Consider the following 26,765-nt stretch of genomic DNA (forward strand, 5'->3'; position numbering starts at 1 on the left):
CGTACCAGTTACGCCTCGCAAAAAACCCGGCTGGAAAAAGAAAAAGCCAAAATCGAAAAACAGCTGCAGTCCCTGCAAGCCAAACAACGCAAGCCGGTGATCACATCCATCGTGCGGTCCATGCGCGATTATGGCATCACCCTGGAAGAAATCGCCGCCGTCGTCGACCGCAAACCAGCCAACCGCAGCACTGCCCCCCGCAAAGCAGCCTCCGGCGCCAAACGCGTCATTCCGCCGAAATATCGCCACCCCGAAACCCAAGCCGAATGGACGGGCCGCGGCAAGCCGCCGCGCTGGGTGTCCGACGCCGAGGCATCCGGCGTGTCGCGCGACACCTTCCTGATCGAAAAGACCGCCTGATTACCGCTGGCGCATGCATAGGGCCCGCCAGGGCCCCATTTCTTTTCTATTCCAGGGGATAGCGCACTCGCACGACCTGCCCATTACGTCCCGGAAAATGATCGAACAATGCCCGGGCCAGATACGGCATGGCCGCGCCCAGCTGCTGATCCCGCCCCGCCGCCACCGCCGCCACCGCCGTTGCGCGATAGACCTCGCGGCCCTGCTGATTCTGGTCGTCGATGCGCACCGACAGATGCAGGCGGCTGACGACGACCGGCACGGTCTCCACCACCGGCCCGGGCCCCCAGGCGCCCCAATAGGGGTGATAGCCGAATCCGGGCCCTGGGAAACCGCCGTAGAAATACGGGTCCACCACGCGCTGGCGCCATTCCTGTTCCTGCTGGCTGCCATAGTCCATGCGCACGATGAATCGCGCCTGCGCCCGAGATTGCGCCTCGACCAGGCCAGTCGGTCCCAGGGCGGCGCGCACCGTATCGGCAAACGTCTGAAACTGCAGATTATTTTGCTGATCGGCGTCAGGTTCGACCCAATACCGGGCCCCCTGGGTCTGGTCGGGCCATTGTTGATACCGCGTAACCTGCGCGGAAAAAACACTGGCGCAGCCACCCAGCGCCATCATCACGAACACCAGCCAGCACCGCAACAAACGGCCTTTGTCCGACAACATGCCCATCACATCTTCACACCTGAAGCCCAGATACCTGCATCATAGGCGCTGCCCGGGTTGGGTGAAAGACAGCAGTTGCACTCGGACACAAGCCGTGGCGGCCCGGCGCAAGCCCGACCGCCCGACTACAATGAAGTCTTGACGATCACGGCAGGACGGACAGGACCATGCGCACCGATGTTGCTCAGACGATTTACCGCCAGGATTACACCCCTTATCCCTACCGCCTGTCCCAGGTCAGGCTGGAATTCGACCTGGACGCCCAGGCAACCCGCGTACACTCGACGTTGCGTTTCGAACCCGGCCCCCACACACCTCCCGGCGCCCCGCTGGTGCTCCAGGGAGAAGACCTCGAACTGATCGAGATCCGCATCGACGGCCGGACACTGACGGCACAGGACTACCGGCTGGACGAATCCTCGCTGCAACTGACGCCGACCGCGCAGGGCAAGCCCTTCGTCATCGAAATCACCAGCCTGTGCCACCCGGCGCAAAACACGACGTTGATGGGGCTGTACGTATCGGGCGACAAACTGTTCACCCAATGCGAAGCCCAGGGTTTCCGGCGCATCACCTGGTTCCCCGACCGCCCCGACGTCATGGCCTGCTACGACGTGGTGCTGCGCGCGGACCCGACCGCCTACCCCACCCTGCTGTCCAATGGCAACCTGATCGAGCAGACCACCCTGGCCGATGGCCGCCTGCAGACTCTGTGGCGCGACCCCCACCCAAAACCCTGCTATCTGTTCGCCCTGGTGGCGGGCGATTTCGACTGCATCGAACGCACCGAAACCACTCGCAGCGGCCGATCCGTCCTGCTGCAGGTCTACAGCGACCGGGGCTGCCGCGACCAGACCCACTGGGCGCTGGACTGCCTGGCGCACGCCCTGCACTGGGACGAACGGCGCTTTGGCCTGGAACTGGACCTGGATCGCTTCATGATCGTCGCCGCGCGCGACTTCAACATGGGCGCCATGGAAAACAAGGGGCTGAACGTCTTCAACGCCGCCTACGTTCTGGCCGATCCGGCCAGCGCCACCGACGGGGCCTATCGCCGCATCGAGGCCGTGATCGGCCACGAATACTTCCACAACTGGACTGGCAACCGCGTCACCTGCCGCGACTGGTTCCAGCTATCCCTGAAAGAAGGCCTGACCGTATTCCGTGAACAGGAGTTCTCCGCCGACATGCTGGCCCAGGGGTTGCCGGAACACGAGGCCGCCAGCGCCCGGGCCGTCAAGCGCATCGACGACGTGCATGTGCTGCGCATGATGCAGTTTCCCGAAGACGCCGGCCCGATGGCCCATCCCATCCGTCCGGACAGCTACCAGGAGATCGGCAATTTCTACACGGCCACGATCTATGAAAAAGGTGCCGAAGTCATCCGCATGCAGCACACACTGCTGGGCGAACCGGGCTTTCGGGCCGGCATGGATGAATATTTCCGCCGCCACGACGGCCAGGCCGTGACCTGCGACGATTTCGTCCAGGCCATGGAATCCGTATACAGTCAACAGCATGCAGGACAGGATTTCGGCATCTTCCGACGCTGGTACCAGCAGGCCGGCACTCCGCGCCTGACAGTCGAACAGCGCTACGATCCGACGGCCCGCCAGCTGCACCTGACACTCAGCCAGCACTGCGCACCCGTGGGCCTGGAGGCCCGCCAGGACCCCGTCGCCGAGAAACCGCCGCTGCACATTCCGGTGGCCATCGGGCTGCTGGACCAGGACGGCCAAGCCCTGCCGATCACCTGGAATGGGCACACACAGGACACCGTCGTGCTGGAACTGCGCGAGACGCGCCAATCCTGGACTCTGGACGACATCCCGCGGGCCCCCGTCCTGTCCCTGCTGCGCGGCTTTTCAGCCCCGGTCATCATCGACACCGAACGCCCCGCCGCCGATCTGGCGCTGCTGGCCCGCTGCGACCCGGACCCATTCGCCCGCTGGGATGCCACCCAGGAAACCGGCCTGCGCTACCTGCTGGCCAGGATCCGGGCGCAGCAGGCGCGAACACCCGCCCCCGAAATCGCACCGCTGCTGGCGCTCTGGCAAGCCGCGTTGCAGGACCAGGCCCTGTCGCCCGCCTACCAGGCCCGCCTGCTGGCCCTGCCGGCCCTGCGCGAACTGATTGAACGCAGCTCGCCGATGGCACCCCAGGCGGCTGTGGCTGCCTGGACCGCCGTTCAGGCGGCACTGGGAACCGGGCTGGCCCCGGCATGGCGCACCCTCTACGACTCGCTGGCCGACGATGGCCGCCCCTACTCCCCCGATCCCGTGGCTGCCGGGCGTCGCGCCCTGCGCAATCTGGCGCTGGATTACCTGCTGGCCGGCCACGAAACCGATGCCATCCAGTCGGCGCGAGACCAATACGCCCAGGCACGCAATATGACCGAAAGCCTGGGCGCGCTCAGCGCGCTGCTGCAGCACGCGCCGCAGGAATGCGCCGACCTGCTGCAGGATTTCCACAAACGCTGGCGGCACGACCCGCTGGTGCTGGACAGCTGGTTCGGGGTGCAGGCCAGCGCGCCATCCAGTGCTGTCGCCCAGGTCCGCGCACTCATGGCCCTGCCCGACTTCACGCTGCGCACGCCCAATCGCGCCCGGTCCGTGATCTTCCGCTTTGTCATGGACAACCCCGCCAACCTGCACACGCCCGAAGGCTACGACTTCTGGGCCGAACAGGTGTTGGCCCTGAACGAACTCAACCCGGAAGTCGCCGCCCGCCTGGCGCGCGCCTTCGACAACTGGGCGCGCTTCGAGCCCGCCAGTCGCGACGGCATGCAGGCTGCGCTGCAACGCGTGCGAGCGGCACCCGGCCTGTCGCGCAACGTGCACGAAATCGTATCCAAGGCCCTGGCATCCTGAGCGGATCCCAGGCTTGCCGACCTTTTTATCTTTTCAATGGGGAACACTTTGAAATTCAAGACATTGACCCAGTATCTGGTCGAACAGCAAAGAGAACACAAGGCGGTATCTCCGGAAGTGCGACTGCTGATCGAGACCGTCTCGCGGGCATGCAAGGCCATCGGCCACGCAGTCAGCAAGGGCGCCCTGGGCGGCGTCCTGGGCAGCCAGGGCACGGAAAACGTGCAGGGTGAGATCCAGAAAAAACTCGACGTCCTGTCCAACGAAATCCTGCTCGAGGCCAATGAATGGGGCGGCAACCTGGCCGCGATGGCGTCCGAGGAAATGCAGACCATCCACCGCATTCCCAACCACTACCCCAAGGGCCAGAACCTGCTGCTTTTCGATCCTCTGGACGGCTCTTCGAACATTGATGTGAACGTCTCGATCGGCACCATCTTTTCAGTCCTGCAAGCGCCCGCCGAGGCCGCAGGGCGCGAGATCGCCGAGGCCGACTTCCTGCAGCCCGGCACACGCCAACTGGCGGCCGGCTACGCGATCTACGGCCCGCAGACCATGCTGGTGCTGACCGTGGGCGCCGGCGTCATGGGCTTCACGCTGGATCGCGAAATGGGATCCTGGCTACTGACGCACGAGAACATCCGCGTGCCCGAGGAATCCACTGAATTCGCCATCAACGCCTCGAACATGCGTCACTGGGAAGCCCCCGTGCGACGCTACATCGACGAGTGCCTGCAAGGTGAAACCGGGCCGCTGGGCAAGAACTACAACACGCGCTGGATCGCCTCCATGGTGGCCGACGTGCACCGCATCCTGACGCGTGGCGGCATCTTCATGTATCCCCGCGATGCCCGCGCATCCGGGCGCAAGGGCAAGCTGCGGCTGATGTACGAGGCCAACCCCATGAGCTTCCTGATCGAGCAGGCCGGTGGCCGCGCCACCGACGGCCACATGCGGATCCTGGACATCCAGCCCGAAGCCATCCATCAGCGCGTGGGCGTGATCCTGGGCTCGAAGAACGAAGTCGAACGCGTGACCCGCTACCACCAGGAAGCCTGACCCGGCGATCTCCGGGCGACCGGAGATCAGTCCAGCGTCAGGACCGTGGCCCCTGTGGTCTGGCGCGACTGCAGGGCCTCATGGGCCAGGGCGACGTCCTTCAGGGCGAAGCGTTGGCCGATGACGATGTCCAGCTTGCCTGCCGTCACCAGTTCGAACACGTCGGCCGCAGCCGCCTGCATGGCCTGCGCCGTCGCCGTGTAGGACGCCACCGTCGGGCGCGTCACGTAGAGCGAGCCCTTGGCCGCCAGCAGGCCCAGATTGACGCCTTCCACCGAGCCGGACGCATTGCCGAAGCTGACCATCAGGCCGCGCGGCTGCAAGCAATCCAGGGACATTTCCCAGGTGGCCTTGCCCACCCCGTCGTAGACGACCGGCACTTTCTGGCCATCAGTCAATTCCAGCACGCGGGCGGGGACGTCTTCACGCGTGTAGTCGATGACTTCCCAGGCCCCATAGCGACGCGCCAGCGCTGCCTTTTCCGGCGAGGAGGTGGTGCCGATCAGGCGCACGCCCAGGGCCCGCGCCCATTGGCAGGCGATCAAGCCGACGCCGCCGGCCGCCGCATGGAACAGGACGGTTTCATTGCCTTTCAGGCGGTAGGTCTGGCGAAACAGATACTGGACAGTCAGGCCTTTCAGCATCAGGGCCGCTGCCTGCTCGAAGCTGACGCTATCCGGAATGGCGACGACCTTTTCCCCCGGCACATTGCGCAGGGTGGCGTAGGCGCCGATCGGCCCCTGGCCATACGCCACACGGTCGCCCACCCGGACATGGCTGACGCCGGCACCGACGGCGGCCACGATGCCCGCAGCCTCGAAGCCCAGGCCATGCGGCAGGGGATTCGGGTACAGGCCCGTGCGACAATAGATGTCGATGAAATTCAGGCCGACGGCCTTTTGGCGAATCTGCACTTCGCCCGGGCCGGGCGCCGGAACGTCGATCTGGGCCAGCTGCAGGACCTCGGGCCCCCCGTGCTGGCTGACTTGAATGATCTGTGCCTTTTCCACTGCAATTTCCTCCGGCCCGCGCGGGCCCTGTATTGCCGATACTCAATCAGACTAGCATGAATTCCCGCCAAGCCCAGTTCGCCATCCACCTGACGGCCCTTCTTTTCGGTCTGACCGGGATCTTTGGCGAACTGATCCAGGCCAGCGCCACCCTGATCACGGCGGGACGTGCCCTGTTCGCCACAGCCGCCCTGCTGCTGTTCATCGGCCACGGCGGACACCGCATCGTCCTGCCGCCCCGCAGATCCTGGCGGGTCCTGGGACTGGCCGGCGTTCTGCTGGCCATCCACTGGACCAGTTTCTTCGTCGCCGTCAAAGTCGGCGGCATCGCCATCGCCACCCTGGGCTTTGCCAGCTTCCCCGCCTTCATCACCCTGCTGGAAGGCGTGGTGTTCCATGAACGCACCCGGCCATCCGAATGGCTGGTCGTGGGGCTGGTCACCCTGGGCCTCGTCCTGGTGACGCCATCCTTTGATTTTCGGGACCAGGCCACCATCGGCCTGGCCTGGGGCGTGCTGTCGGGTCTGGCCTTTGCCCTGTTCACGCTGGCCAACCGCAAGGCCGTCGCCCACATGCAGGGGCGCGAGCTGGCCTGCTGGGAAAACCTGATCGTCGCCGCCCTGACCCTTCCCTGGTGCTTCCAGGAATTCACCAGCCTGCGACCGCTGGACTGGCTGTGGATCTTCATGCTGGGCGTGTTCTGCACCGCCCTATCCCATGCGCTGCTGGTCTCCAGCCTGGCACGGCTGAACGCGCGCACTGCCGGCATCGTCATCGCGCTGGAACCCGTCTACGCCATCGCGTTTGCCGCCATTCTGTTCGCGCAATACCCGTCGGCCCGCGCCCTGGCGGGCGGCGCCCTGATCATCGGCGCCATCGTCTGGTCGGGCCTGCGCCGGGCAAACCCGGAATCCGACGCGACCATTGCGCCGGCCAGCGCCACGACTTCCAAAGCGCCTTCGCCGGACTGATGAGCCCCAAGCGGTTAAAATGCTGGATTCCCTGTTTATCCTAGTTGACACATTATGGCCGGACACAGCAAATGGGCAAACATCCAGCACCGCAAAGGGCGTCAAGACGCCAAGCGCGGCAAGCTCTGGACCAAGATCATCCGTGAAATCACCGTGGCCGCCCGCGCCGGCGGCCCCGACCCAGATGCCAACCCGGGACTGCGCCTGGCCTGGGACAAGGCCACAGCCGCCAACATGCCCAAGGACAACATCCTGCGCGCCATCCAGCGCGGCGCGGGCGGGGGCGACGACGCCAACTACGAAGAAATCCGCTACGAAGGCTATGGCATAGGCGGCGCGGCACTGGTCATCGACTGCATGACCGACAACCGCCAGCGCACGGTGTCCGAAGTCCGCCACACGCTCACCAAGCACGGCGGCAATCTGGGCCAGGACGGCAGCGTGGTGTTCATGTTCAAGCACTGCGGCCAGTTCATTTTCGCTCCGGGCACGTCTGAAGAACAGGTCATGGAAATTGCCCTGGACAACGGCGCCGACGACGTCCAGGCCGACGAAGAAGGCGTGATCGAAGTCACCTGCGAACCTGGCGACTACGCGACCCTGAAACAGGCCTTCGACGCCGCCTCCCTGAGCGCCGAAATCCACGGCGTCGTCATGAAGGCCATGTCGAAGGTCCAGCTGGCGGGCGACGACGCCGAACGCATGCAGAAAATCATCGATCTCCTGGAAGATCTGGACGACGTGCAAGAGGTCTACACCACTGCCGTCATGGATGACGCCGAATGAAGCTGTTGGTGATCGGTTCGGGCGGCCGAGAACACGCCCTGGCCTGGCGCCTGGCCCAGTCCCCCCGAGTGCAGAAGATCTACGTCGCACCCGGCAACGGCGGCACGGCCCATGCCGCGCTGATGGAAAACCTGCCGTTGCAGGACACCGACGCCCTGATTGCCTTCGCCCGCGAAGAAAAAATCGCCTTCACGGTCGTCGGCCCCGAGGCGCCCCTGGCCGCCGGCATCGTCGACGCCTTCCGGGCGGCGGGCCTGCGCATCTTCGGCCCCACCCGGGCTGCCGCCCAACTGGAAAGTTCCAAGGACTACGCCAAGGCCTTCATGCAGCGCCACGGCATCCCCACGGCTGCCTACCAGACCTTCACCGACGCGCAACAGGCAAAAGCCTACATCCAGGCACAGGGCGCCCCCATCGTCATCAAGGCCGACGGCCTGGCCGCCGGCAAAGGCGTGGTCGTGGCGCAAACCCAGGACGAGGCCCTGCAGGCCATCGACCACATGCTGGGTGAAGACGGGGCCTTCGGCGCCGCTGGCGCTCGCGTCGTCATCGAGGAATTCCTGGATGGCGAAGAAGCCAGCTTCATCGTCATGTGCGACGGTCATCACGTCCTGCCACTGGCCACCAGCCAGGACCACAAACGTCTGCTGGATGCCGACGCCGGCCCCAACACCGGCGGCATGGGCGCCTATTCCCCCGCCTCCCTGGTCACGCCCGCCCTGCACAACCGCATCATGCGCGAGGTCATCCAGCCGGCCATCCAGGGCATGGCGCGCGACGGCATCCCCTATACCGGCTTTCTGTACGCCGGGCTGATGATCGGGGCCGGGCCGGATGCCACCCGCCCGCTGAAGGTCCTGGAATTCAATTGCCGCATGGGCGACCCTGAAACCCAGCCCATCATGCTGCGTGTGAAAAGCGACTTCACCGAAACCCTGGAACACGCCCTGGACGGCACCCTGGATCAGGCCGACATCGATTGGGATCGGCGCGTCGCCGTAGGCGTGGTCCTGGCAGCTGCAGGCTACCCCGACAGCCCGCGCAAGGGCGACGCCATCACCAGCCTGGCGCCAGACACCGACACCTGCGTCACGTTTCATGCCGGCACGGCCATGCAGGACGGGCAATTGCGCACCAGCGGCGGCCGTGTCCTGTGCGTCACGGCGCTGGCCGATTCCATCCGCCGCGCTCAGCAGGCAGCTTACGACGCCCTCAACCAGACACTGTTCGAAGGCCGCCAGTTCCGTCGCGACATCGGCTGGCGCGCACTGGCCGGCAACAAACGGCACGATTGACCTTCTGTCCCCGGAGCCCCCATGCACGTCCCCGTCGATCAGGTCCACGAGACTTTTTCCAACCTGCAGGAGCGCATCGTCAGCGCTCTTGAAGACCTGGAAGGCGCCCGCTTCGGCAGCGACCCCTGGACCCGGGCCGAGGGCGGCGGCGGCCTGACCCGCTACTGCGAAAACGGCGCGGTGTTCGAACGCGCCGGCGTGCTGTTCAGCCACGTGCGCGGCCACACGCTGCCGCCGTCGGCCAGCGCCCACCGGCCCGAACTCGCAGGGCGGGGCTGGGAAGCCATGGGTGTTTCCATGGTGCTGCATCCCCGCAACCCGTACGTTCCGACCACGCACATGAACGTGCGACTGTTCGTGGCCCATGGCAGCGACGGCGATCAGGACATCTTCTGGTTCGGCGGCGGGCTGGACCTGACCCCCTATTACCCCTTCGAAGACGACGTCCGCCACTTCCACCAGGTCTGCCACGACGCCGTGGCGCCTTTCGGAACCGACAAATACCCGCGCTACAAGGCCTGGTGCGACGACTATTTCCTGTTGCGCCACCGCCAGGAAACCCGAGGCGTGGGCGGCCTGTTCTTCGATGATCTGAACAGCCCGGATTTCAACGCCTGCTTCGCCCTGACCCAGTCCGTGGGCAACTGCTTCGTCCCCGCCTACGTGCCCATCGTCCAGGCCCGCAACACGACCCCGTACGGTGAACGGGAGCGCGCCTTCCAGGCCTACCGGCGCGGGCGCTACGTCGAATTCAACCTGGTCTACGATCGCGGCACCCTGTTCGGTCTGCAATCCGGGGGACGCACCGAATCCATCCTGCTATCCATGCCGCCCATCGCGCAATGGCGCTACGACTGGACTCCGGAACCAGGTTCCCCCGAAGCCGCTCTCGCCGACTACCTGAAACCCCGCACATGGCTGTAATGCCTCAGGTCGGCTTGCTGGGTGGCAGTTTCGATCCTGTCCACAGGGCGCACATCGCCCTGGCTCAGGCAGCCTGCCGAGCCCTGCGGCTGGCCTACGTCGAGCTCCTGCCCGCCGGCCGTCCCTGGCAGCGCGACCAGCTCGGCGCATCCGCCGAACATCGACTGGCCATGCTGCAGCTGGCCTGCGGCGACGATCCGCACCTGCGCATCAACCCCATCGAACTGCAGCGTCCCGGCGCCACCTACACTATCGACACGCTGGAGGCCCTGCCTCCCAACGCCCGCTACACCTGGATCCTGGGAGCCGACCAGCTGGCCAATTTCTGCACCTGGCACCGCTGGCGCGATATCCTGCGCCATGTCCGCCTGGCCGTGGCACAGCGTCCAGGCGCCTCTCTGACGCCGCCGGCCGAACTGGCGCGCGCGCTGGCGCCTGGCGGCCTGATCCACATCCCGTTTCCCATCCAGGACGTCTCCGCCTCCACGATCCGCCAGGAACTGGCTCAGGGCGCCCTGCCCTCGTCGCAACTCGACCCGCTGGTGCTGGGTTACATTCGTACTCACCAGCTCTATCAACGCCCGGGCCTTTCCCCGGACAGCACCCGAACGCCATGAATCTGCAAAAACAGCAACGCCTCGTCATCGACGCCCTGGAAGACACCAAGGCCCAGGACATCAAGGTCTTCAACACCACAGGCCTGACCGGCCTGTTCGACCGTGTCATCATCGCCAGCGGCACCTCCAACCGTCAGACCCGCGCCATCGCCAGCCACGTCGCCGAACAAGCCAAGAAGCAAGGCCTGGAAATCGTGGCCTTCGAAGGCGAGGATACCGGAGAATGGGTGCTGATCGATCTGGGCGACATCGTCGTGCACTGCATGCAGCCCGCCATCCGCAGCTACTACAACCTGGAAGAAATCTGGGGCGCCAAACCGGTGCGCGTGAAGCTGCTGCCCACCGGCCCGGCCCAGGCTTCGGATTTCGACGAGGACTTCCCCGAGGAATGAAACTGCGCATCTACGCGGTAGGCACCCGCATGCCCGCCTGGGTGCAGGACGCCTGGCAGGACTATGCCAAACGCATGCCGCGCGACTGCGCCATCGAACTGCACGAAATTCGCCCGGAACCCCGCACACACGGAAAAACCGTCGCCCAGCTGATGCAGGCCGAAGCCCAGCGCATCGAAGCCGCCTTGCACGAACCGGCCTGGCGCGTCATCCTGGATGAACACGGGCGCGACCTCAGCACACGCGACCTGGCGCAGCACCTGGAAGACTGGCGAGCCGGCGGCCAGGACGTCGCCCTCATCATCGGTGGGCCGGACGGCCTGGACCCGGCACTGAAGCAGACCGCCCGCCAGACGGTGCGCCTGTCCTCGCTGACGCTGCCGCACCCCATGGTCCGCATCCTGCTGGCCGAACAGCTCTACCGTGCCTGGAGCATCCTGTCCGGGCATCCCTATCACCGCGATTGAGGATCCGCCATGACTGCCCGCCGCCGCACTAAAATCGTTGCCACGCTGGGGCCGGCGACATCCAGCCCGGAACGCATCGAGGCCCTGATCCAGGCCGGCCTGGACGTCGCCCGGCTGAATTTCTCGCACGGCTCGGCCGACGACCACCGAGAGCGCGTCCGGCTGGTGCGCTCCATCGCAGCCCGACTGGACCGGCATGTCGCCATCATGGGCGATCTGCAAGGCCCCAAGATCCGCATTGCGCGCTTCCAGAACGGCGCCATCGAACTGCACGCCGGCGCCCCCTTCACGCTCTCCATCCACCACCCGCTGGACGCCGGCACGTCGTCCGTCGTCGGCATTGAATACCCGCCGCTGGTTCAGGACTGCGCCCCCGGCGACGAACTGCTGCTGGACGACGGGCGCGTCATTCTGCAGGTCACTTCGGTCGACGAGGCCGCCGTCCATACAGTCGTTGCAGTCGGCGGCCCGCTGTCCAACAACAAGGGCATCAACCGGCGCGGCGGCGGCATCTCGGCTCCCAGTCTGACCGACAAGGACCATCAGGACATCCGCCTGGCGGCAGAACTCGACCTGGACTATGTAGCGGTCTCCTTTCCCCGATCCGGCGCCGACATGGAACAGGCCCGGCGCCTGGTGCGCGAAGCCGGCAGCACCGCCTGGATCATCGCCAAGATCGAACGTGCAGAGGCCGTCGCCGACGATGCGTCCCTGGACGATCTGATCCGGGCCAGCGACGGCGTCATGGTCGCCCGAGGCGACCTGGGGGTGGAAATCGGCGATGCCCGCCTGGCCGGCATCCAGAAACGCATCATCCAGCATGCCCGCACCCTGAACAAGCTCGTCATCACGGCGACCCAGATGATGGAGTCCATGATTGCCAGCCCCATCCCCACCCGGGCGGAAGTATCGGACGTCGCCAATGCCGTGCTGGACTACACGGACGCCGTAATGCTGTCGGCCGAGTCTGCCTCCGGGCAGTATCCGGTCGAGGCGGTCCAGGCCATGGCCCGTATCTGCCTGGGCGCCGAACAGGAACCGACCAGCATCAAGTCCCACCACCGCTTGGGAGAGACCTTCACCCGCTGCGACGAGACTATCGCGCTGGCCAGCATGTATGCGGCCAACCACTTTCCCGGCATCAAGGCCATCATCAGCCTGACCGAAAGCGGCCATACCCCGCTGATCATGTCCCGGATCCGTTCCGGTGTGCCGATCTACTGCTATACCCGCCACGTGGCTACCCAGCGCCGGGCCGCCTTGTTCCGGGGGGTCTACACGGTGCCGTTCGACGCTGCGGCCCTGCCGCCGTCCGAGGTCAGCGAGGCCGCCATCGACATCCTGCGTCAGCGCAGCCTGCTGCAGGCGGGCGACTGGATCATCCTGACAAAGGGCGATTTCTACAGCAACAGCGGCGGCACCAACGGCCTGAAGATCCTGCGCGTCGCCTGATGATGCCCACCTTCATCCTGCTGGCCTCGGCCAGCCCGCGACGCCACGAAATTCTTGACCAACTGGGCATTGCCCACGGCATCCTGCGAGTGCCGCCGCCCGAAGGCGAAGACGAACCCCTTCTGCCGGGCGAGGCAGCAGCGGATTACGTGCGACGCACGGCACGGGACAAGGCGCGCCAGGCGCTGGCCTGGCTGGCCGCTGGCGGACGCCCCACCGACATCCCTGCGACCTGGCCCGAAGACTGGGCGCAGGCGCCCATCCTGTGTGCCGACACCACCGTCATCCTGGATGGCGACGTGCTGGGCAAGCCGGCGGATGCCGCCGATGCAGCCGCAATGCTGCGCCGTCTTTCAGGCCGCACGCATCAGGTGCACACGGCCGTCGTGCTGGCCTCGCAGGGCCGCCTGCTGGAAGCCTGCCAGATCAGCCAGGTCGGCTTTCAGGATCTGTCCGACGCGGACATCCAGCAGTACTGCGCCAGCGGCGAACCCTTCGGCAAGGCCGGCAGCTATGCCATTCAGGGCCGCGCCGCCGCCTTCATCACACACCTGTCGGGCAGCCACAGCGGCGTCATGGGGCTGCCTGCGCATGAAACCGCGCAGTTGCTGCGGCAGGTCGCGACGCACGCGCGCTGAACCCGGACGCGAGTATCCGCCAAACGGATACTCGCTGCACATGCCCTGAGGCATGCCGCATCGGGCAGATTTCAACCCCCGGGTTATCCCTCAATTTCTGGGCTCGTCCTTGACCTGTCCGTGTCCGTCTCCTAGCATGCTCTGACAACTTGCTGAACATCGCAAGCTCCGGTGATGGCCGTGGCTGCATGCAGGGCCATCGTTGCAAACATCCTACCTTCCAAAGAGGTATTGCACATGGTTGAACCAGCTGTCAGTCCCGCCGCATCCGGCCAGACCGCCTCTGAAATCCGCAGTGGCAATCTGCCCCCTGTCACTTACCGGGATCTCCCCGAACCCCTGCCCCTGAAAAAAGTCGTCGGACCCAGCGTCCTGCTGCTGGCAGGCTCGATCGGGTCCGGTGAATTCGTTCTGTGGCCGTACATCTCGACTCAGACCGGCCTGGCGCTGGTCTGGCTGGCCACCATCGGCATCCTGACCCAGTATTTCCTGAACATGGAAATCACCCGCTACACCCTGGCGACGGGCGAGACGGCTGTCACGGGCTTCACCCGTCTGTGGAAACCCTGGAGCTGGCTGTTCATCATCATGGCGGTCATTCCCTGGATGTGGCCTGGCTGGGCCACGGGCAGTTCCACTGCCCTGACCTACGCCTTCGGCCTGTCCCCGGGCGCCGTCATCCCGATCACCATCGCTTCTCTGGTCCTGATCGGCATCATCCTGACGGTATCCCCGGTGGTCTACAAGACCGTCGAAAAAATCCAGTTCTTCCTGGTCGCCCTGATCGTGATCTTCATGGTCTACATCATCTTCGGTCTGCTGACCGGAGAATCCTGGTCAGCACTGGTATCCGGCTTCACCGCAGAAGTTCCCCAGATCCCCGAAGCCATCGGCAAACTGCCGATCGCACTGCTGCTGGGGGCCATCGCCTTTGCGGGCGCCGGCGGCGTCATGAACCTGGCGCAGTCCAACTGGGTGCGCGACAAGGGCATGGGCATGGGGGCACTGCTGCCCAAGATCGTCTCGCCCATCACCGGCGAGGAAACCACGGGCGCCGCCATCGGCCACTTCTTTCCTCAGAACGAAGCCAACATGAAACGCTGGCGCGGCTGGTGGAGCGTCGCCAATCGTGAACAGTTCCTCACATTCTTCGTACTGGGCCTGCTCGCCATCCTGCTGTTCATGATGCTGGCCTACACCTATCTGGGCGTCGGCGGCGAGGCGAAGAACTTCGACTTCGTGCGCCTGCTGGGTGAAACACTCAACGAAAAGGTCGGCACCTGGGTTGGCCCGGCATTCTGGTTCACCGGGGTGGTGGTGCTGCTGTCCACCAACCTGACCGTGCTGGACATGATCGGCCGCATCGTGGCCGACATCGCCAAGAACAACTGGCTGCGCGACAACAAGACCTGGACCGAAAGCCGCCTGTATTTCCTGGTGGTCTGGCTGATGGTGGCCTTTGGTTCGATCATCCTGCTGTCAGGTGTCAGCCAGCCCTTGCTGCTGCTGGTGATCGCCTCGGCGCTGAACGGCCTGGTGATGTTCGTGTATTCGGTCCTGCTGATCCAGCTGAACCGCTGCATGCTGCCGCGGTCCATCGGCCTGACGGGCGTGCGCTTCGCGGCCATCTTGTGGGCCGTCGTGTTCTACGGCGGGTTCTCGATCTACCTGCTGATCGATCAGTTCGGCAAGCTCTTCTGATCATCCCTTAGTCCCAGACAGAGCCCCCCGAGCTCGACAGTTAGAATCTCAACCCATTGGTTTATAAAGGAGCGGCTTAAAGTCGCTCCACTACAGATTCACGAAGGCCTCGGCTGGCGTCGGCCTTGCCACCCGCAGGAGCTTGCCATCCATGGCACGCGCCAGGGCCAGTGCCTGATCGTGGATCTGGTAGGTGAAGAGCCCACTTTCAAGGTCCACCCGGATGACGCACCGAAGGTGCGCCTCACACACTGCGCGATAGAACCTGGCGCGCGCGCCACTATTTTGGTGGCATATCGCGCAATACCCGTCCGGGTGCTCGTGCATTCCGCACAGAAAAACCCAAACAGCCTAAGCCTGAACGTCTGCTTCCGGCTCTCTGACGGCCTCCAGGGCGGCAAGCAGGGCGGACTGGGCTCCCAGAATGTGCGTGGCGACTTGCTGCTCCGCCCCTTCCGCATCGCCCGCCAGCAATCGCTCCAGGATGCTTTCATGTTCGTGCCACACAGTCGAACCACGACCGGCATGTAGCAGCACACTGACCATGACCCGCCGCAGAAAATTCCAATGAGGCTCGGCAGCGACGCCAATCAGCGGATTGCCCGAATACGTGTAGATCAGGGAATGAAAACTCATATCCAACAGCACGGCACGGTTGGCATCGTGTTGCGCCTGCGCCAACCCACCCTGGGCCAGAAGCTTGTGAGCGGATTCCTCAAAGCGCTGACGCAAGGCATCGCTGCCAGCCGCAATCCGTTCAGCGACCAAGCGGGCCGCCAGCCGGTCCAGGCTGATCCGCACCTGGTAATGATGCACAATGCGTTGGGGATCCAGAGGCGCGACATACAGGCCGCGTGCACCCGACTCGATCACCAGACCTTCGCTCTTGAGCAGCAGCATCGCCTGCTGCACCGGTTGGCGCGATACGCCAAGCTGGGTAGCCAAGTCTTCTTGAACCAAATGAAGTCCGGGCTCGAATGTGCCATCACAGATATTTTCGAGAATGATCTGATAGACCTGCTCAGCCCGGCTTGGAAGATTCGTTACCTTACGCACGTCGATAGACTTTCCAAGAACTGGTTTTACCGAGGTAAGTAATGGTACCAGAGGGAAACCTCAGGGACATACGTAATCAGCATGAGGCAGGCCAGGCAAGCCACCACAAACCACGGTAACTGCCGCATCAATGGCACGAGCGGTATTTTATTCACCAGGGCCGCCACGTACAGGTTCGCCGCCAATGGCGGGGTCAGTAGGCCGATCTCGATATTCACCACCAGCAGGATCCCGAAATGTACAGGATCGACTCCGTAACGCTCGGCGGCGGGTGCCAGCAAGGGCCCCATGAGCAAGGTGGCCGCGCTGGTTTCCATGAACATGCCAACCAGTAAAAGTACGAGATTGACCACCAGCAAAAACAGCCAGACATTGTCCGTCAATCCAATGGCCATGGTCCCGACGGCCTGCGGGATCTGTTCCAGTATCAGGGCGCGGTTGAAGATCGTAGTGAAGCCGATCACGAACATGACCGCTGCGCCACTGGCTGCAGCACGCGTGAACCCCTCACCCAATTGAGATAGCGATGTCGAACGGGTCAACAAGGCATAAACCAGGGCATAGATCACGGCAACAGCTGCCGCTTCGGTCGCCGTGAACAGACCTGAATAGATTCCACCCAGCACCAGTACCGGCATGAACAGCGCAGCCGCCAAAGGCAACCCAAAATCTTTCTCGTGGCGCTCGCCGCCTTCGCTGACCATGTCAGATTCCCGGCCGCCTGGCAGCACGTGTTTGACCCGGGCGCGATGGAGCAGCATGAACATCCCGACGAAGATCAGCCCAGGCAACAACGTGGCCAGGAACAGACTGGTGATCGACACCCCCACGGCCGCGCCGTACAGAATCAGCGGAATGGACGGAGGCAACAATACACCCAGGAGGCCCGAGGAAGCATTCAGCGCCCCGACGTAGCCGGGCCGATATCCCCGACCAAGCATCTCGGGCCCAATGGCACGGCCGATGGCCGCAACAGTGGCTACAGACGAGCCGGTAATCGAACCCATCAAGGCGCTGGCCACAATCATCACATGCCCCATCGAGCCATTGGTTCGATGGAGCAGCCGTCGGCTGAATTTCACCAACTGCCTGGTCAGGCCGCCATGAGACATGAGCTCGCCGCCGAGTATGAACAGCGGAATAGCCAACAATGGGTAGTTCAGCAGCGCATCCAGCGTGGTTTGCCCAATGAATTCCAAATCGATGCTCCAGGCTTCGGCATCCATCAGAATTACCAGCGAAAAGGCCACGCCGACCGGCACCCCCAGAATCAAAAATATCAGAAGATACGCAATCATGCCGGGCTCCTGTGTTCTTCAGATTGGGAGCAGCCGAAAAAGACGCACAATATCCTGGTGACACAATGAAAGCCCATCAAGCCCATGCCAATAGGGAAGCACAGCGCCAACCACCACAATGGCGTACCCAGATCAAGAAGCTTGTCCCCCGTATCGCGGAATTCCTCGACTAAGACGACGCCACTGTAGAAATAAAGGACGGCGAACACCAGGGAACATACGGCTGCTGCAACTTCTGCCAGATGCCGCAACAACCGCGACTTCGCCGTCTGCACGATCTCGACCGCAATATGCGAGCCCATATAGGTGCACATGGCCCCACCCACCAGCGTCAGAGGAATCAGCGCGGCCAAACCCAGTTCGCCGTAGTTGGGAACGGCAATGTGCAAGTTGCGTATCAGCACGGAATATCCAGTGGATGCCACCATGACGATCAGCGAGACCACGCAAACCGATTTTTCCAAGCCATAGAGGCTATGCTCGACCTTTCTGATCTGCTGTAGCCAGGCCGGGCCTTTCTTTTCGGCATTCGGATTCATTACCGTCCCCTATGGATCATTTCGCACTGACCAGCTTGCGAAGGGCGTCGATGCGCTCGGCGCCATACACGGGCTTGAGTTCCTCCCAGACCTGCTGACCGAGCGCCTTGAACTGCGCAAGGGCCTCAGGGGTGGGCTCGATGACCTCGATGCCCGCAGCCTTTACGAACTCCAGGGCACCGGCGACATCCGCGCGATTTTTCTTGACTTGCCACTCGCCGACCTCCTTGCCAATCTGGGCGAGCAGTTCCTGGTCCTCTTTCGACAACTTATCCAGGGAACGCTGACTGGCCGTGATGGTTGACATCACATAAGAATGGTTGAGTAAGGTCACATATTTCTGCGCCTCAAAAAAACGAGCCTGATGGATCAGAATCACACCGTTCTCCTGACCATCCACGGTGCCTTGCTGCAGCGCCGTAAAGAGTTCGGGAAACGGCATCGTAACCACAAGACTTCCGGCCTTCTCGAAGAACATGCGCAAGGATTGCGAGGGAACCACACGCAGTTTCAGATCATGAAGGTCTTCGACAGCCTTGACGGGATGCTTGGAGTTGGAAATCGCACGGAAATCGTTCTCGAAGTAGCCGAGCACCTTCATGCGATGACGCTCGACTGTCTCGCGCAGAGTCTTGCGCACAACATTGTCGTCATCACCGTAATAAATACGATCGACATCCTCATAGTTGGTCGCAATGAACGGCAGAATATGGAAGTCGAACAAAGGATCCATCCCGACCATGGAGTTCGGATTGACCAAGGCCAGGTCGATGGTGCCCCGGATCAGGGCGCGACCGATGGCCTCATCACCACCCAATTGGCCCGCGGGAAAAACTGCGATCTTGATGCGGCCGTTGCTGCGCTCATCCGCCAGTCTGGCGAACATATCGGCCGCCTCACCGACAGCGCCTTGCTGTGGAAAGACGTGTGCAAGGCGCAAATTAACTTGCTGGGCCATGGCTCCTCCGGGCGAGAGCAGCAGAGCGGCTACAGATACCAATGATGCGATAAAGGGCTTGATCATATTGTGTCCTCCGAATTTCTGCTTTTTGTGAATAAATGATGTATGCGCCTTGCGGGTCAGTCCGGAACTCCCAGCCAGTCACGCTCAGCGATATCCCAGGCTTCCAGAGCTTGGTATTTCGGCACCCATGCCAAGCCCGATTTACTATCCGATGAGGCCGCATCCGGTGATGTGAGTGCGTCGATCAGCACGGGTTCGCCCGCTTCCAGGACGGCAAAGGCTTCGTCCAATGCCGGGCCGATTTCGGCATGCCGGGCAACACGCCAGGCTTTCATGCCGAAGGCACGCGCCATGGCCGCGTAGTCAGCTGTCTGCAATTCGGTTCCGACGACTTTGCCAAAGCTTTCCATCTGGTCCCGAACCTCAATGGCCCACGAGCCGTTATTGCTGATGACGATCATGACCGGGGCCTTCTGGCGCACGACCGTATCGATTTCCATGGCGGAAAAGCCGAAGGCCCCGTCACCCGTCACAGCCACCACCTGCCGGCCGGGCGCCGCCTTGGCGGCACCCAGCGCAAAGGGGGTGGCCAGGCCGATGCAACCTAATGGCCCCGGATCCAGATACGTGCGACTGTTGAGCGCCACGCGGGCGAAGCTCAGGAAATCCCCGCCATCGGCAATCAGGACGGCATCCGGATCCAGGCGCTGACGAATCTCGCTTAGCAAACGATTCGGATGAATGCGGCCCAGGGCATCCTCTGGCGCCGCTGCCAACGAAGCATCCAGGCGCTTGGCGCGCGATTCATGCTCCGCACGCATCTGCCCCAGCCATTGACGCGAAGCGGCCAGTCCTGACGCGGCCAGGCGATCGCTCAGTCCTTCAAGGGCCGTGGCCACCCCGCCCAACAGATTGACGTCCCCCGGCCGATTGTCCAGTAGTTCCGCAGCCACATCCGAGATCCTGAGAAACCGGGCGTCCTTAAAGACCGCAGGCGATCCAAAGGCCAGTTGGAAATCAAGCTTGCGGCCGATCGTGATCACCAGGTCGGCCTGTTTCATCGCCAAGCCGCGCGCCGCCGCGATCGTACTTCCATGGCTGTCGGGAATCATGCCCTTGGTTTCACCCGTATCGAGATAGGCGGACTGGCTGACGTCCAGGAAGCGCGAGAGCGCCTGTGCAGCCGGATTCGCGCCACGACCGGCGATCACCAGCACCCGCTCGGAATTTGAAATGAGAGCCGCGGCCTCATCCAGCGCCTGCGAAGGCGCCTCGCTGAGGGGGCGGGCGGCTACGACCGAGCCTGGACCCGTCACCAGGGCCGAGGGTACGAGGTCACGCTGAACGTCCACGGGAAAATCGATGAATGACGGTCCGAGTTCGCCGGCAAAGCCCTGTGCAGCGGCAATGGCGGCGTCGAGCTCGCGAGGCACGGCGTGCGCATGATGCACGGTGCGCGCATAACGGGTGATCGAGCGCACGATTTCAATATGGGACATGTCTTGCAGAGCCCCACGGTTTTCCTGCGGCATCGGCGGCACGCCGGATACGATCAGCACGGGGATGCGGGACATATGGGCATTCGCAATGCCCGTGACGGCGTTGGTGACGCCGGGGCCGGCAGTCACGAGAGCCACACCCAGCTTGCCACTGACTGCGGCAGCAGCATGGGCCATGTAGACCGCCGAGCGCTCATCGCGCACATCGACGATTTCGATGCCCTCGTCGGCCAACGCCATCCAGATCTGCATGATGTGGCCACCACACAGCGCGAAAACCCGCTCGACGCCGTGTGCGGCGAGCCGTTTTGCAATAACAGCGGCAGATTTGATGGCGGAAGTCATGGTAGCCCCTATGTAAGGTGGTCGAATGGGAGATCAGTCAGCCGTGTCGACATACCCCGAGATCGGCTGGTCCGCGGGTCAGGCGGATGCGGGTGTGGACAGCTGCTTCTTCAGCGCGGAATGGCGGATCTTGCCCGTTGCGGTACGCGGCATGCCCGACTCATCGACGAAGGACACCGTGCGCGGGCGTTTGTAGCCAGCCAGGCGCCCATTGCACCAATTGATGATGGCCTGGGCGTCCGCATCCGCACCGTCGCACAGAACCACGACGGCATGCACCGACTCGCCCCACTTGTCATCGGGCACACCGACCACCGCCACGTCGCGCACCAGAGGGCAACCCGAGATGACCGCCTCGATCTCGGTGGGATAGATGTTTTCCCCACCCGAAATGATCATGTTTTCCTTGCGATCGACCAGACGGATGAATCCATCCGAATCCCGCAGGGCCACATCCCCTACCGAACAATAGGCGCCACGGAATGCTTCAGCAGTCTTTTCCGGCTGGTTCCAGTAGCCCGAGAAGGGGTAGGGCGTCAAAGAGAAGAGTTCACCGGATTGTCCATCGGGGACCTCATGGCCGTCCTGGTCGAGGATCCGGATAGGACCCGAGCCGACGCATTCCCGTCCCACAGTGCCAAGATGGGAAAACTGCTCGCGCGGGTGCAACATCGTTACCCAGCCAGCTTCGCTAGAGCCATAGAGCTCGAACAGGCCTGCGCCGGAGAACATTTCCATCACCTGCCGCTTGGTGTCCGCCCGTGCGGGTGCGGACGAGATCATCAGTTTTTCAACGCGTCCGAGATCCCAGCGTGAGATCTCCGCACGCGGCCGATCCAGCAGCATGATGTATTGAGTTGGCACGAGGGATGTAAAGGTCGTGCCCAATTCGCTCATAGACTGCGCGACATGTTCGGGATCGAAGCGCTTGCGCGAATAGATGGTCACACAGGCGCCGCAGTACACGTAGGAGCAGAAGAAGTTCAGTGAGTTGGCATGACACATGGGCATAACCAGCAACGCGTCCTCATCGCTACGCACACTGAGCTCGACTTCGGTGATCAGGGCCAGCATGACCATGCCCCTGTGACTGCGGATGACCCCCTTGGGGCGCCCCGTAGTGCCGGAGGTATACATGAAAGCCCAGGGATCGTCAGGCAGGACAACTGCCGTCGGACGTGCTTCGTCCGCGCCGGCGATGATGGACTCGTAGGATTTCCAGCCGGACGGCGCCTGAGGTGTTCCGAAGTGCACCATCTGATTGGCATCCATCGCCAGGTCGCCTCGAATTTCCTCGATCAGGCCGTGGAGGCCGTCCTGGACAATGACGCCTCGGGCGCCGCAGTCCTGGAGAATATTTAGAATCTCCAGCGGACTGAGCCGGAAATTAATGGGCACGATGATGACACCGGACTTGGCGGTCGCAATATAGAGTTCCGCCCACTCCAGGCAATTGTATGCAAGGACACCGAGCCGGTCGCCTTTCACCAAGCCCAACGAGGCCAGGGCATTGGCAAGACGATTGGCGCGAGCGTCCCAGGCACCGAAGGTCAAGGACCGTTCAAGGTCTCGTGCGGCGAGCCGATTGGGCATAAGGCGTGCTTTGGCCTCAAGCATCTCAGCGAAATTGAGAACGGGCAAGCTCAAGATGATGTCTCCTGTAGCGATTTCTATTTTTTACTGAATTCTGAATTCAGAATTTAATGATGTCAACCAATATTCTCATGAAAAGCCAGATGAAACGGGGGGTTTGTGAGAAAGAACCCACCATCGCGGGTGGTGTTTACCCTGACAAACGGACCAATTCCGAGTGCTGTAGGCTCCGTTCAGCGACGCAGGCGCTGCTCGATCACTTCCCGCACGTTGCGCACGTGCTGCATGCCGGCGGCATCGGCCGCAGCCTCGTCACCGGCCAGGATCGCCTCGCACATGAGCTGGTAATCCCGCATGCGCACTTGCTGCAACGACGCCGGACGGTGCTGAGCGTAGACAATGGGCATATTGATCGAGGGCAGCAGGCGACGCAGCTCACGGCTGCCGCTGGTGACCAGCAAGGCGCGATAGAGCTCGCGGCGAGCGCCGGCGAAGGCGTCCGCGTCCTGGCTGCGGTCCACCTCGTCCAGCCGCGCTATGGCGTCCTCGATTGGCGTGCGTGCCGCGCCCGCCGCGATGGCGCGCGCCGCGCTGCGCGCGAGCAGCCCGGTGATCCGCTCGGCGACATCCAGCACCTCCAGCGTTTCCTGGGTGGACAAGCTGCGTACGACTGCACCCTTGTTGCGGAACAACTCGACCATGCCCTCGGCCGACAGCCGCTGGAGCGCCTCGCGCACCGAGGCCCGGCTGACACCGAACTGGGCTGCCAGATCCACCTCGACCAGGCGTTGGCCCGGCACAAGGCGCTGCTGCGCCAGGGCTTGCATGATGCCGTGGAACACAGCATCGGCGGCGGTTTCCTGAGCGTCTTTGGGAGGTTTGGTGCGCATTGCGGTGGGCATAGAGCGGTCGGAACGAGGTAGTCAAGTCAGAAGTAGCACATAGCATAGCATTTTGTTTTCAACATTGTCTGACAATTTAATCTACAATATGATCATTCTGACTGATGCTACCTTTGTGAGGCACTGTGATGGACTTCTCTCTTTCGCCCGATCTGTGCGCATTGCGCGACAGGACCCGACAATTCATCGCCGAGCAGGTGATCCCGCTCGAACACGACGAGCGCCAGTCGAGCCACGGCCCGAGCCCGGCGCTGCGCGACGAACTGGTGGCACGCGCCAAGTCCTCCGGATTGCTCACGCCACACGCTTCGCGCGAGATGGGCGGCCTGGGCCTCACGCACGTGGAAAAGGCCGTGGTGTTCGAGGAGGCGGGCTATTCCTGGCTCGGGCCCACCGCGCTGAACATCCACGCGCCGGACGAAGGCAACATTCATTTGATGGAGGAAGTGGCCACGCCCGCGCAAAAGGAGCGCTGGCTGCGCGGACAGGTGGAGGGTCGTTGGCGCTCGTGTTTTGCCATGACCGAGCCCCCCCCCGGAGCCGGTGCCGACCCGTCGATGCTCACCACCACGGCGATGCGCGACGGCGACGATTACCTCATCAATGGCCGCAAGTGGTTCATCACCGGGGCGGATGGGGCACATTATGTGATCATCATGGCGCGCATGGAGGATGGTTCGGCCACCATGTTCCTCAGCGACATGGACCGGCCGGGCATTGTGCTGGAACGCAATATGGATGCGATGGACACCTGCTTTACCGGTGGCCACGGTGTGTTGCGCTTCGACAATCTACGCATCCCTGCGGGCGATGTGCTGGGCGAGGCCGGCAAGGGTTTTCGTTACGCCCAGGTGCGCCTCGCACCGGCGCGCCTGACGCACTGCATGCGCTGGCTGGGCCAGGCGCGCCGCGCGCACGATACCGCGCTCGAGTACGCACGCAAGCGCCATGCCTTCGGCAAGCCTCTGGCGGAACACGAGGGGGTGGGCTACATGCTGGCCGACAACGACATGGACCTGCACACCGCGCGCCTGCACATCTGGCATACAGCGTGGCTGCTGGACCAGGGCGAGAAATGTAATTTCGAATCGAGCCGGGCGAAGGTGGTGTGCTCCGAGGCCGAATGGCGCGTGGTGGACCGCAGCGTACAGATCCTGGGCGGCCAGGGTGTGACGGGCGAAACCCCGGTGATGCGCATCTTTACCGACATGCGGGCTTTCCGCATCTATGACGGCCCCAGCGAAGTACACCGCTGGAGCATGGCGAGAAAACTGGTGCATATGGCCGGGAAAGCACAGGCCGAGGCGTCGCAGCCGTCAGGAGCTTGAACATGGAATCCAATGTGATGGACCGATTCGGCCTGCAAGACAAACTGGTGCTGGTCACGGGCGCATCCAGCGGCCTGGGCACGCATTTTGCCCAAATGCTGGCCGCACAGGGCGCCAAAATCGCCGTGGCAGCTCGCCGGGCCGACAAGCTGCAGGATGTCGTGGACAGGATCACCGCCGCAGGTGGTCAGGCGCGTGCGTTTGCGCTGGACGTGACGGACGCCGCCAGCGTACGCGCCTGCCTGGAAGCCGTGGGCGAATGGGGTGTGCCCGACGTCCTCGTGAACAATGCCGGCGTGACCGTGACGCGCCCCTTGCTGGAGCAAAGCGAGGCAGACTACGATCAGGTGCTGGACACCAATCTGAAGGGTTGCTGGCTCGTCGCCACCGAGGCGGCGCGCCGCATGGTGGCGGCCGGAAATGGCGGCGCGATCATCAATGTGGCCTCGATCCTGGGCGAACGCGTGGCGGGCGGCGTGGCGCCATATGCGATATCGAAGGCCGGCGTCATCCAGGCCACCAAGGCCATGGCGCTGGAACTCGCACGTCACAGGATTCGTGTGAACGCCCTGCTGCCCGGCTATGTAGTGACCGACCTGAACCGGGATTTCCTGCGCAGCGAAGCCGGCGACAAGCTGCGCAGCCGCATCCCCAGCCGCCGCTTTGGTGAGCTGGACGACCTCGATGGGCCGCTGTTGCTGCTGGCCAGCGACGCCGGGGCCGCGATGTCGGGCGCCGCCATCGCTGTGGATGGCGCGCATCTGGTGAGTTCGCTATGAGCGCCGCGTCCCCCGCCCTGCCCCTGGACGTTCTGGGCGACTACCTGCGCACACAGGGCCTGGCTGATGCGGGGCCAATCGAGGCCACGGTCCTGGCGGGCGGGCAGTCCAACCCCACCTACCGCCTCACCGTGCCGGATGGCCGCAACTACGTCCTGCGCACGAAGCCACCCGGTGTCCTGCTGGCCTCGGCCCACGCCATCGACCGCGAATACCGCGTCATGCGGGCACTGCAGGACAGCCCCGTTCCCGTGCCACGCATGCTGGCCTACTGCGATGACGACTCATTGCTGGGGACACCGTTCTTTGTCATGGAGTTCCTGCGGGGCCGCGTACTCATGGACCAGTCCCTGCCGGGCATGACACCCGGCGAGCGCCGCGTGATCTACCAGGAGATGAGGCGCGTCATCGCAGCACTGCATGCCGTGGACTATGCGGCCGTGGGGCTGGCCGACTATGGCAAGCACGGCAATTACGTGGGCCGCCAGATCGCTCGCTGGTCGCGCCAGTGCCGTGCCGCCACCGTACCCATTACACCCGCCATGGAGCGGCTGATGGACTGGCTGCCGCAATACCTGCCTCAGGACGACGAAACCACACTGGTACACGGGGACTACCGGCTCGACAATCTGGTCCTGCACCCCACCGAGGCGCGAGTCATCGGCGTGCTGGACTGGGAACTGTCCACACTCGGCCACCCGCTGGCCGACCTGGCCTACCTGTGCATGGCCTGGCGCATTCCATCCACCTTGTGGCGCGGCATCGGCGGACTGGATCTGACGGCACTGGGCATTCCGCAGGAACAGGACTATGTGGCCGGGTACGAACAGGCCACCGGACGGCAGGCGGCCGAGCACTGGGACTTCTACCTCGCCTACAACCTGTTCCGGATGGCCGCAATCCTGCACGGCATCGCCCAGCGTGCCAGGGACGGCAACGCGGCGTCCGCCGACGCGGAGCAGACCGGCGCCAAGGCCGGGCCGCTGGCCGAGCTCGGGTGGCAGGCGGCGCAGCGCTACATGGCATCGCGCCGGTAAACAGGCCCCGGGCTGCCGCTGCACCGATCCGGATCCGCCCGGGGCGCCATGCGAAACTTGTAATGACCCAGCAGAACCTGCACAGGTCAGGCGGTTAATGCAAAGGCTTCAGCCGGCGCTCATGTTCAGTGCCTGATGAGGGCGTCGGTGGTCGTAAAAAAGACAAAGCCCCTGCAGAGGGTATCTGCAGGGGCTTTGCGGTATAGAAGCCTG

26 protein-coding genes are annotated in these 26,765 nt (G+C 63.6%); 16 read left to right on the top strand and 10 right to left on the bottom strand.

Features of this window, described 5'->3' with window-relative positions; genetic code table 11:
- Positions 1 to 360 (top strand): H-NS histone family protein (locus tag VDP74_RS14120; protein WP_323000284.1); only part of this gene is annotated, 360 nt, incomplete at its 5' end.
- A gap of 46 nt (positions 361 to 406) precedes the next feature.
- Here VDP74_RS14120 and VDP74_RS14125 read toward each other — a convergent pair.
- Positions 407 to 1,030: a DUF4136 domain-containing protein gene (locus tag VDP74_RS14125; RefSeq protein ID WP_323000285.1), complete on the bottom strand. Its 624-nt coding sequence runs from the start codon at positions 1,028 to 1,030 to the stop codon at positions 407 to 409.
- 167 nt (positions 1,031 to 1,197) lie between these two features.
- On the opposite strand from VDP74_RS14125, the gene pepN reads away from it, so the two are divergent.
- Entirely contained in the window at positions 1,198 to 3,900 is a 2,703-nt protein-coding gene (gene pepN, locus VDP74_RS14130) for an aminopeptidase N (RefSeq protein WP_323000286.1), read from the top strand.
- Between the two features lie 48 nt (positions 3,901 to 3,948).
- Positions 3,949 to 4,959: a class 1 fructose-bisphosphatase gene (locus VDP74_RS14135; RefSeq protein WP_323000287.1), complete on the top strand. Its 1,011-nt coding sequence runs from the start codon at positions 3,949 to 3,951 to the stop codon at positions 4,957 to 4,959.
- A 26-nt stretch (positions 4,960 to 4,985) separates the two neighbouring features.
- Here VDP74_RS14135 and VDP74_RS14140 read toward each other — a convergent pair whose 3' ends face one another.
- On the bottom strand, positions 4,986 to 5,975 hold the full coding sequence (locus VDP74_RS14140) for a quinone oxidoreductase (protein ID WP_323000307.1): 990 nt from the start codon (positions 5,973 to 5,975) through the stop codon (positions 4,986 to 4,988).
- Between the two features lie 50 nt (positions 5,976 to 6,025).
- Between VDP74_RS14140 and VDP74_RS14145 the strand changes: the two genes are divergently transcribed.
- From VDP74_RS14145 to VDP74_RS14190, 10 genes are all read left to right on the top strand, one after another.
- A complete protein-coding gene (locus tag VDP74_RS14145) occupies positions 6,026 to 6,940 on the top strand; it encodes a DMT family transporter (protein ID WP_323000288.1) in 915 nt (304 codons plus the stop codon).
- A 54-nt stretch (positions 6,941 to 6,994) separates the two neighbouring features.
- The gene (locus tag VDP74_RS14150; protein ID WP_323000289.1) at positions 6,995 to 7,726 is read left to right on the top strand and encodes a YebC/PmpR family DNA-binding transcriptional regulator; all 732 of its coding nucleotides are present in this window, start codon (positions 6,995 to 6,997) and stop codon (positions 7,724 to 7,726) included.
- Entirely contained in the window at positions 7,723 to 9,021 is a 1,299-nt protein-coding gene (purD, locus tag VDP74_RS14155) for a phosphoribosylamine--glycine ligase (protein WP_323000290.1), read from the top strand. Before VDP74_RS14150 ends, purD begins: the two co-directional genes overlap by 4 nt.
- Before the next feature lie 21 nt (positions 9,022 to 9,042).
- Entirely contained in the window at positions 9,043 to 9,945 is a 903-nt protein-coding gene (gene hemF, locus VDP74_RS14160; RefSeq protein WP_323000291.1) for an oxygen-dependent coproporphyrinogen oxidase, read from the top strand.
- Entirely contained in the window at positions 9,945 to 10,562 is a 618-nt protein-coding gene (nadD, locus tag VDP74_RS14165) for a nicotinate (nicotinamide) nucleotide adenylyltransferase (protein ID WP_323000308.1), read from the top strand. Before hemF ends, nadD begins: the two co-directional genes overlap by 1 nt.
- On the top strand, positions 10,559 to 10,954 hold the full coding sequence (gene rsfS, locus VDP74_RS14170; protein ID WP_323000292.1) for a ribosome silencing factor: 396 nt from the start codon (positions 10,559 to 10,561) through the stop codon (positions 10,952 to 10,954). The genes nadD and rsfS overlap by 4 nt, the downstream gene beginning before the upstream one ends.
- Positions 10,951 to 11,421, top strand: coding sequence for a 23S rRNA (pseudouridine(1915)-N(3))-methyltransferase RlmH (rlmH, locus tag VDP74_RS14175; RefSeq protein WP_323000293.1), 471 nt, complete (start codon positions 10,951 to 10,953; stop codon positions 11,419 to 11,421). The genes rsfS and rlmH overlap by 4 nt, the downstream gene beginning before the upstream one ends.
- Positions 11,422 to 11,430: 9 nt before the next feature.
- Positions 11,431 to 12,873 (top strand): pyruvate kinase, encoded by a 1,443-nt coding sequence (pyk, locus tag VDP74_RS14180; RefSeq protein ID WP_323000294.1) that lies wholly within the window; start codon positions 11,431 to 11,433, stop codon positions 12,871 to 12,873.
- Positions 12,873 to 13,511, top strand: a complete 639-nt coding sequence (locus VDP74_RS14185; protein WP_323000295.1) for a nucleoside triphosphate pyrophosphatase — start codon at positions 12,873 to 12,875, stop codon at positions 13,509 to 13,511. The genes pyk and VDP74_RS14185 overlap by 1 nt, the downstream gene beginning before the upstream one ends.
- A 237-nt stretch (positions 13,512 to 13,748) precedes the next feature.
- The gene (locus VDP74_RS14190; RefSeq protein ID WP_323000296.1) at positions 13,749 to 15,212 is read left to right on the top strand and encodes an Nramp family divalent metal transporter; all 1,464 of its coding nucleotides are present in this window, start codon (positions 13,749 to 13,751) and stop codon (positions 15,210 to 15,212) included.
- A 90-nt stretch (positions 15,213 to 15,302) separates the two neighbouring features.
- Here VDP74_RS14190 and VDP74_RS14195 read toward each other — a convergent pair whose 3' ends face one another.
- The 8 genes from VDP74_RS14195 to VDP74_RS14230 form a co-directional block, all read right to left on the bottom strand.
- A complete protein-coding gene (locus VDP74_RS14195) occupies positions 15,303 to 15,431 on the bottom strand; it encodes a hypothetical protein (protein WP_323000309.1) in 129 nt (42 codons plus the stop codon).
- A gap of 132 nt (positions 15,432 to 15,563) precedes the next feature.
- Positions 15,564 to 16,268: a GntR family transcriptional regulator gene (locus tag VDP74_RS14200; protein WP_323000297.1), complete on the bottom strand. Its 705-nt coding sequence runs from the start codon at positions 16,266 to 16,268 to the stop codon at positions 15,564 to 15,566.
- 26 nt (positions 16,269 to 16,294) lie between these two features.
- Positions 16,295 to 17,566, bottom strand: coding sequence for a TRAP transporter large permease (locus tag VDP74_RS14205; protein WP_323000298.1), 1,272 nt, complete (start codon positions 17,564 to 17,566; stop codon positions 16,295 to 16,297).
- The gene (locus VDP74_RS14210; RefSeq protein ID WP_323000299.1) at positions 17,563 to 18,105 is read right to left on the bottom strand and encodes a TRAP transporter small permease; all 543 of its coding nucleotides are present in this window, start codon (positions 18,103 to 18,105) and stop codon (positions 17,563 to 17,565) included. Before VDP74_RS14210 ends, VDP74_RS14205 begins: the two co-directional genes overlap by 4 nt.
- A 16-nt stretch (positions 18,106 to 18,121) precedes the next feature.
- Positions 18,122 to 19,129: a TRAP transporter substrate-binding protein gene (locus VDP74_RS14215; RefSeq protein ID WP_323000300.1), complete on the bottom strand. Its 1,008-nt coding sequence runs from the start codon at positions 19,127 to 19,129 to the stop codon at positions 18,122 to 18,124.
- A 56-nt stretch (positions 19,130 to 19,185) separates the two neighbouring features.
- Positions 19,186 to 20,913 (bottom strand): thiamine pyrophosphate-binding protein, encoded by a 1,728-nt coding sequence (locus VDP74_RS14220; RefSeq protein ID WP_323000301.1) that lies wholly within the window; start codon positions 20,911 to 20,913, stop codon positions 19,186 to 19,188.
- 78 nt (positions 20,914 to 20,991) lie between these two features.
- Entirely contained in the window at positions 20,992 to 22,560 is a 1,569-nt protein-coding gene (locus tag VDP74_RS14225; protein ID WP_323000302.1) for a class I adenylate-forming enzyme family protein, read from the bottom strand.
- A 179-nt stretch (positions 22,561 to 22,739) separates the two neighbouring features.
- Positions 22,740 to 23,408 carry a GntR family transcriptional regulator gene (locus VDP74_RS14230; protein ID WP_323000303.1) on the bottom strand — a complete coding sequence of 223 codons (669 nt, stop codon included), beginning with the start codon at positions 23,406 to 23,408 and terminating at the stop codon, positions 22,740 to 22,742.
- Between the two features lie 128 nt (positions 23,409 to 23,536).
- Here VDP74_RS14230 and VDP74_RS14235 point away from each other — a divergent pair, with 128 nt between their 5' ends.
- The 3 genes from VDP74_RS14235 to VDP74_RS14245 are packed head-to-tail and all read left to right on the top strand — an operon-like array spanning position 23,537 to position 26,552.
- On the top strand, positions 23,537 to 24,736 hold the full coding sequence (locus VDP74_RS14235) for an acyl-CoA dehydrogenase family protein (protein WP_323000304.1): 1,200 nt from the start codon (positions 23,537 to 23,539) through the stop codon (positions 24,734 to 24,736).
- A 2-nt stretch (positions 24,737 to 24,738) separates the two neighbouring features.
- Positions 24,739 to 25,515, top strand: coding sequence for an SDR family NAD(P)-dependent oxidoreductase (locus VDP74_RS14240; protein ID WP_323000305.1), 777 nt, complete (start codon positions 24,739 to 24,741; stop codon positions 25,513 to 25,515).
- Entirely contained in the window at positions 25,512 to 26,552 is a 1,041-nt protein-coding gene (locus VDP74_RS14245; RefSeq protein WP_323000306.1) for a phosphotransferase, read from the top strand. Before VDP74_RS14240 ends, VDP74_RS14245 begins: the two co-directional genes overlap by 4 nt.
- Positions 26,553 to 26,765: the final 213 nt, after the last annotated feature.

Source organism: Castellaniella sp. (genome assembly GCF_034674885.1).
Taxonomy (GTDB): Bacteria; Pseudomonadota; Gammaproteobacteria; order Burkholderiales; family Burkholderiaceae_B; genus Castellaniella.

What these genes read in the sequence shown, in the direction of transcription:
- VDP74_RS14125 (WP_323000285.1), bottom strand. Translation starts at nt 1,030, where the DNA reads ATGTTGTCGGACAAAGGCCGTTTGTTGCGGTGCTGGCTGGTGTTCGTG.
- pepN (WP_323000286.1), top strand. Translation starts at nt 1,198, where the DNA reads ATGCGCACCGATGTTGCTCAGACGATTTACCGCCAGGATTACACCCCT.
- VDP74_RS14145 (WP_323000288.1), top strand. Translation starts at nt 6,026, where the DNA reads ATGAATTCCCGCCAAGCCCAGTTCGCCATCCACCTGACGGCCCTTCTT.
- VDP74_RS14150 (WP_323000289.1), top strand. Translation starts at nt 6,995, where the DNA reads ATGGCCGGACACAGCAAATGGGCAAACATCCAGCACCGCAAAGGGCGT.
- purD (WP_323000290.1), top strand. Translation starts at nt 7,723, where the DNA reads ATGAAGCTGTTGGTGATCGGTTCGGGCGGCCGAGAACACGCCCTGGCC.
- hemF (WP_323000291.1), top strand. Translation starts at nt 9,043, where the DNA reads ATGCACGTCCCCGTCGATCAGGTCCACGAGACTTTTTCCAACCTGCAG.
- nadD (WP_323000308.1), top strand. Translation starts at nt 9,945, where the DNA reads ATGCCTCAGGTCGGCTTGCTGGGTGGCAGTTTCGATCCTGTCCACAGG.
- rsfS (WP_323000292.1), top strand. Translation starts at nt 10,559, where the DNA reads ATGAATCTGCAAAAACAGCAACGCCTCGTCATCGACGCCCTGGAAGAC.
- rlmH (WP_323000293.1), top strand. Translation starts at nt 10,951, where the DNA reads ATGAAACTGCGCATCTACGCGGTAGGCACCCGCATGCCCGCCTGGGTG.
- pyk (WP_323000294.1), top strand. Translation starts at nt 11,431, where the DNA reads ATGACTGCCCGCCGCCGCACTAAAATCGTTGCCACGCTGGGGCCGGCG.
- VDP74_RS14185 (WP_323000295.1), top strand. Translation starts at nt 12,873, where the DNA reads ATGATGCCCACCTTCATCCTGCTGGCCTCGGCCAGCCCGCGACGCCAC.
- VDP74_RS14190 (WP_323000296.1), top strand. Translation starts at nt 13,749, where the DNA reads ATGGTTGAACCAGCTGTCAGTCCCGCCGCATCCGGCCAGACCGCCTCT.
- VDP74_RS14205 (WP_323000298.1), bottom strand. Translation starts at nt 17,566, where the DNA reads ATGATTGCGTATCTTCTGATATTTTTGATTCTGGGGGTGCCGGTCGGC.
- VDP74_RS14210 (WP_323000299.1), bottom strand. Translation starts at nt 18,105, where the DNA reads ATGAATCCGAATGCCGAAAAGAAAGGCCCGGCCTGGCTACAGCAGATC.
- VDP74_RS14215 (WP_323000300.1), bottom strand. Translation starts at nt 19,129, where the DNA reads ATGATCAAGCCCTTTATCGCATCATTGGTATCTGTAGCCGCTCTGCTG.
- VDP74_RS14220 (WP_323000301.1), bottom strand. Translation starts at nt 20,913, where the DNA reads ATGACTTCCGCCATCAAATCTGCCGCTGTTATTGCAAAACGGCTCGCC.
- VDP74_RS14230 (WP_323000303.1), bottom strand. Translation starts at nt 23,408, where the DNA reads ATGCCCACCGCAATGCGCACCAAACCTCCCAAAGACGCTCAGGAAACC.
- VDP74_RS14235 (WP_323000304.1), top strand. Translation starts at nt 23,537, where the DNA reads ATGGACTTCTCTCTTTCGCCCGATCTGTGCGCATTGCGCGACAGGACC.
- VDP74_RS14240 (WP_323000305.1), top strand. Translation starts at nt 24,739, where the DNA reads ATGGAATCCAATGTGATGGACCGATTCGGCCTGCAAGACAAACTGGTG.
- VDP74_RS14245 (WP_323000306.1), top strand. Translation starts at nt 25,512, where the DNA reads ATGAGCGCCGCGTCCCCCGCCCTGCCCCTGGACGTTCTGGGCGACTAC.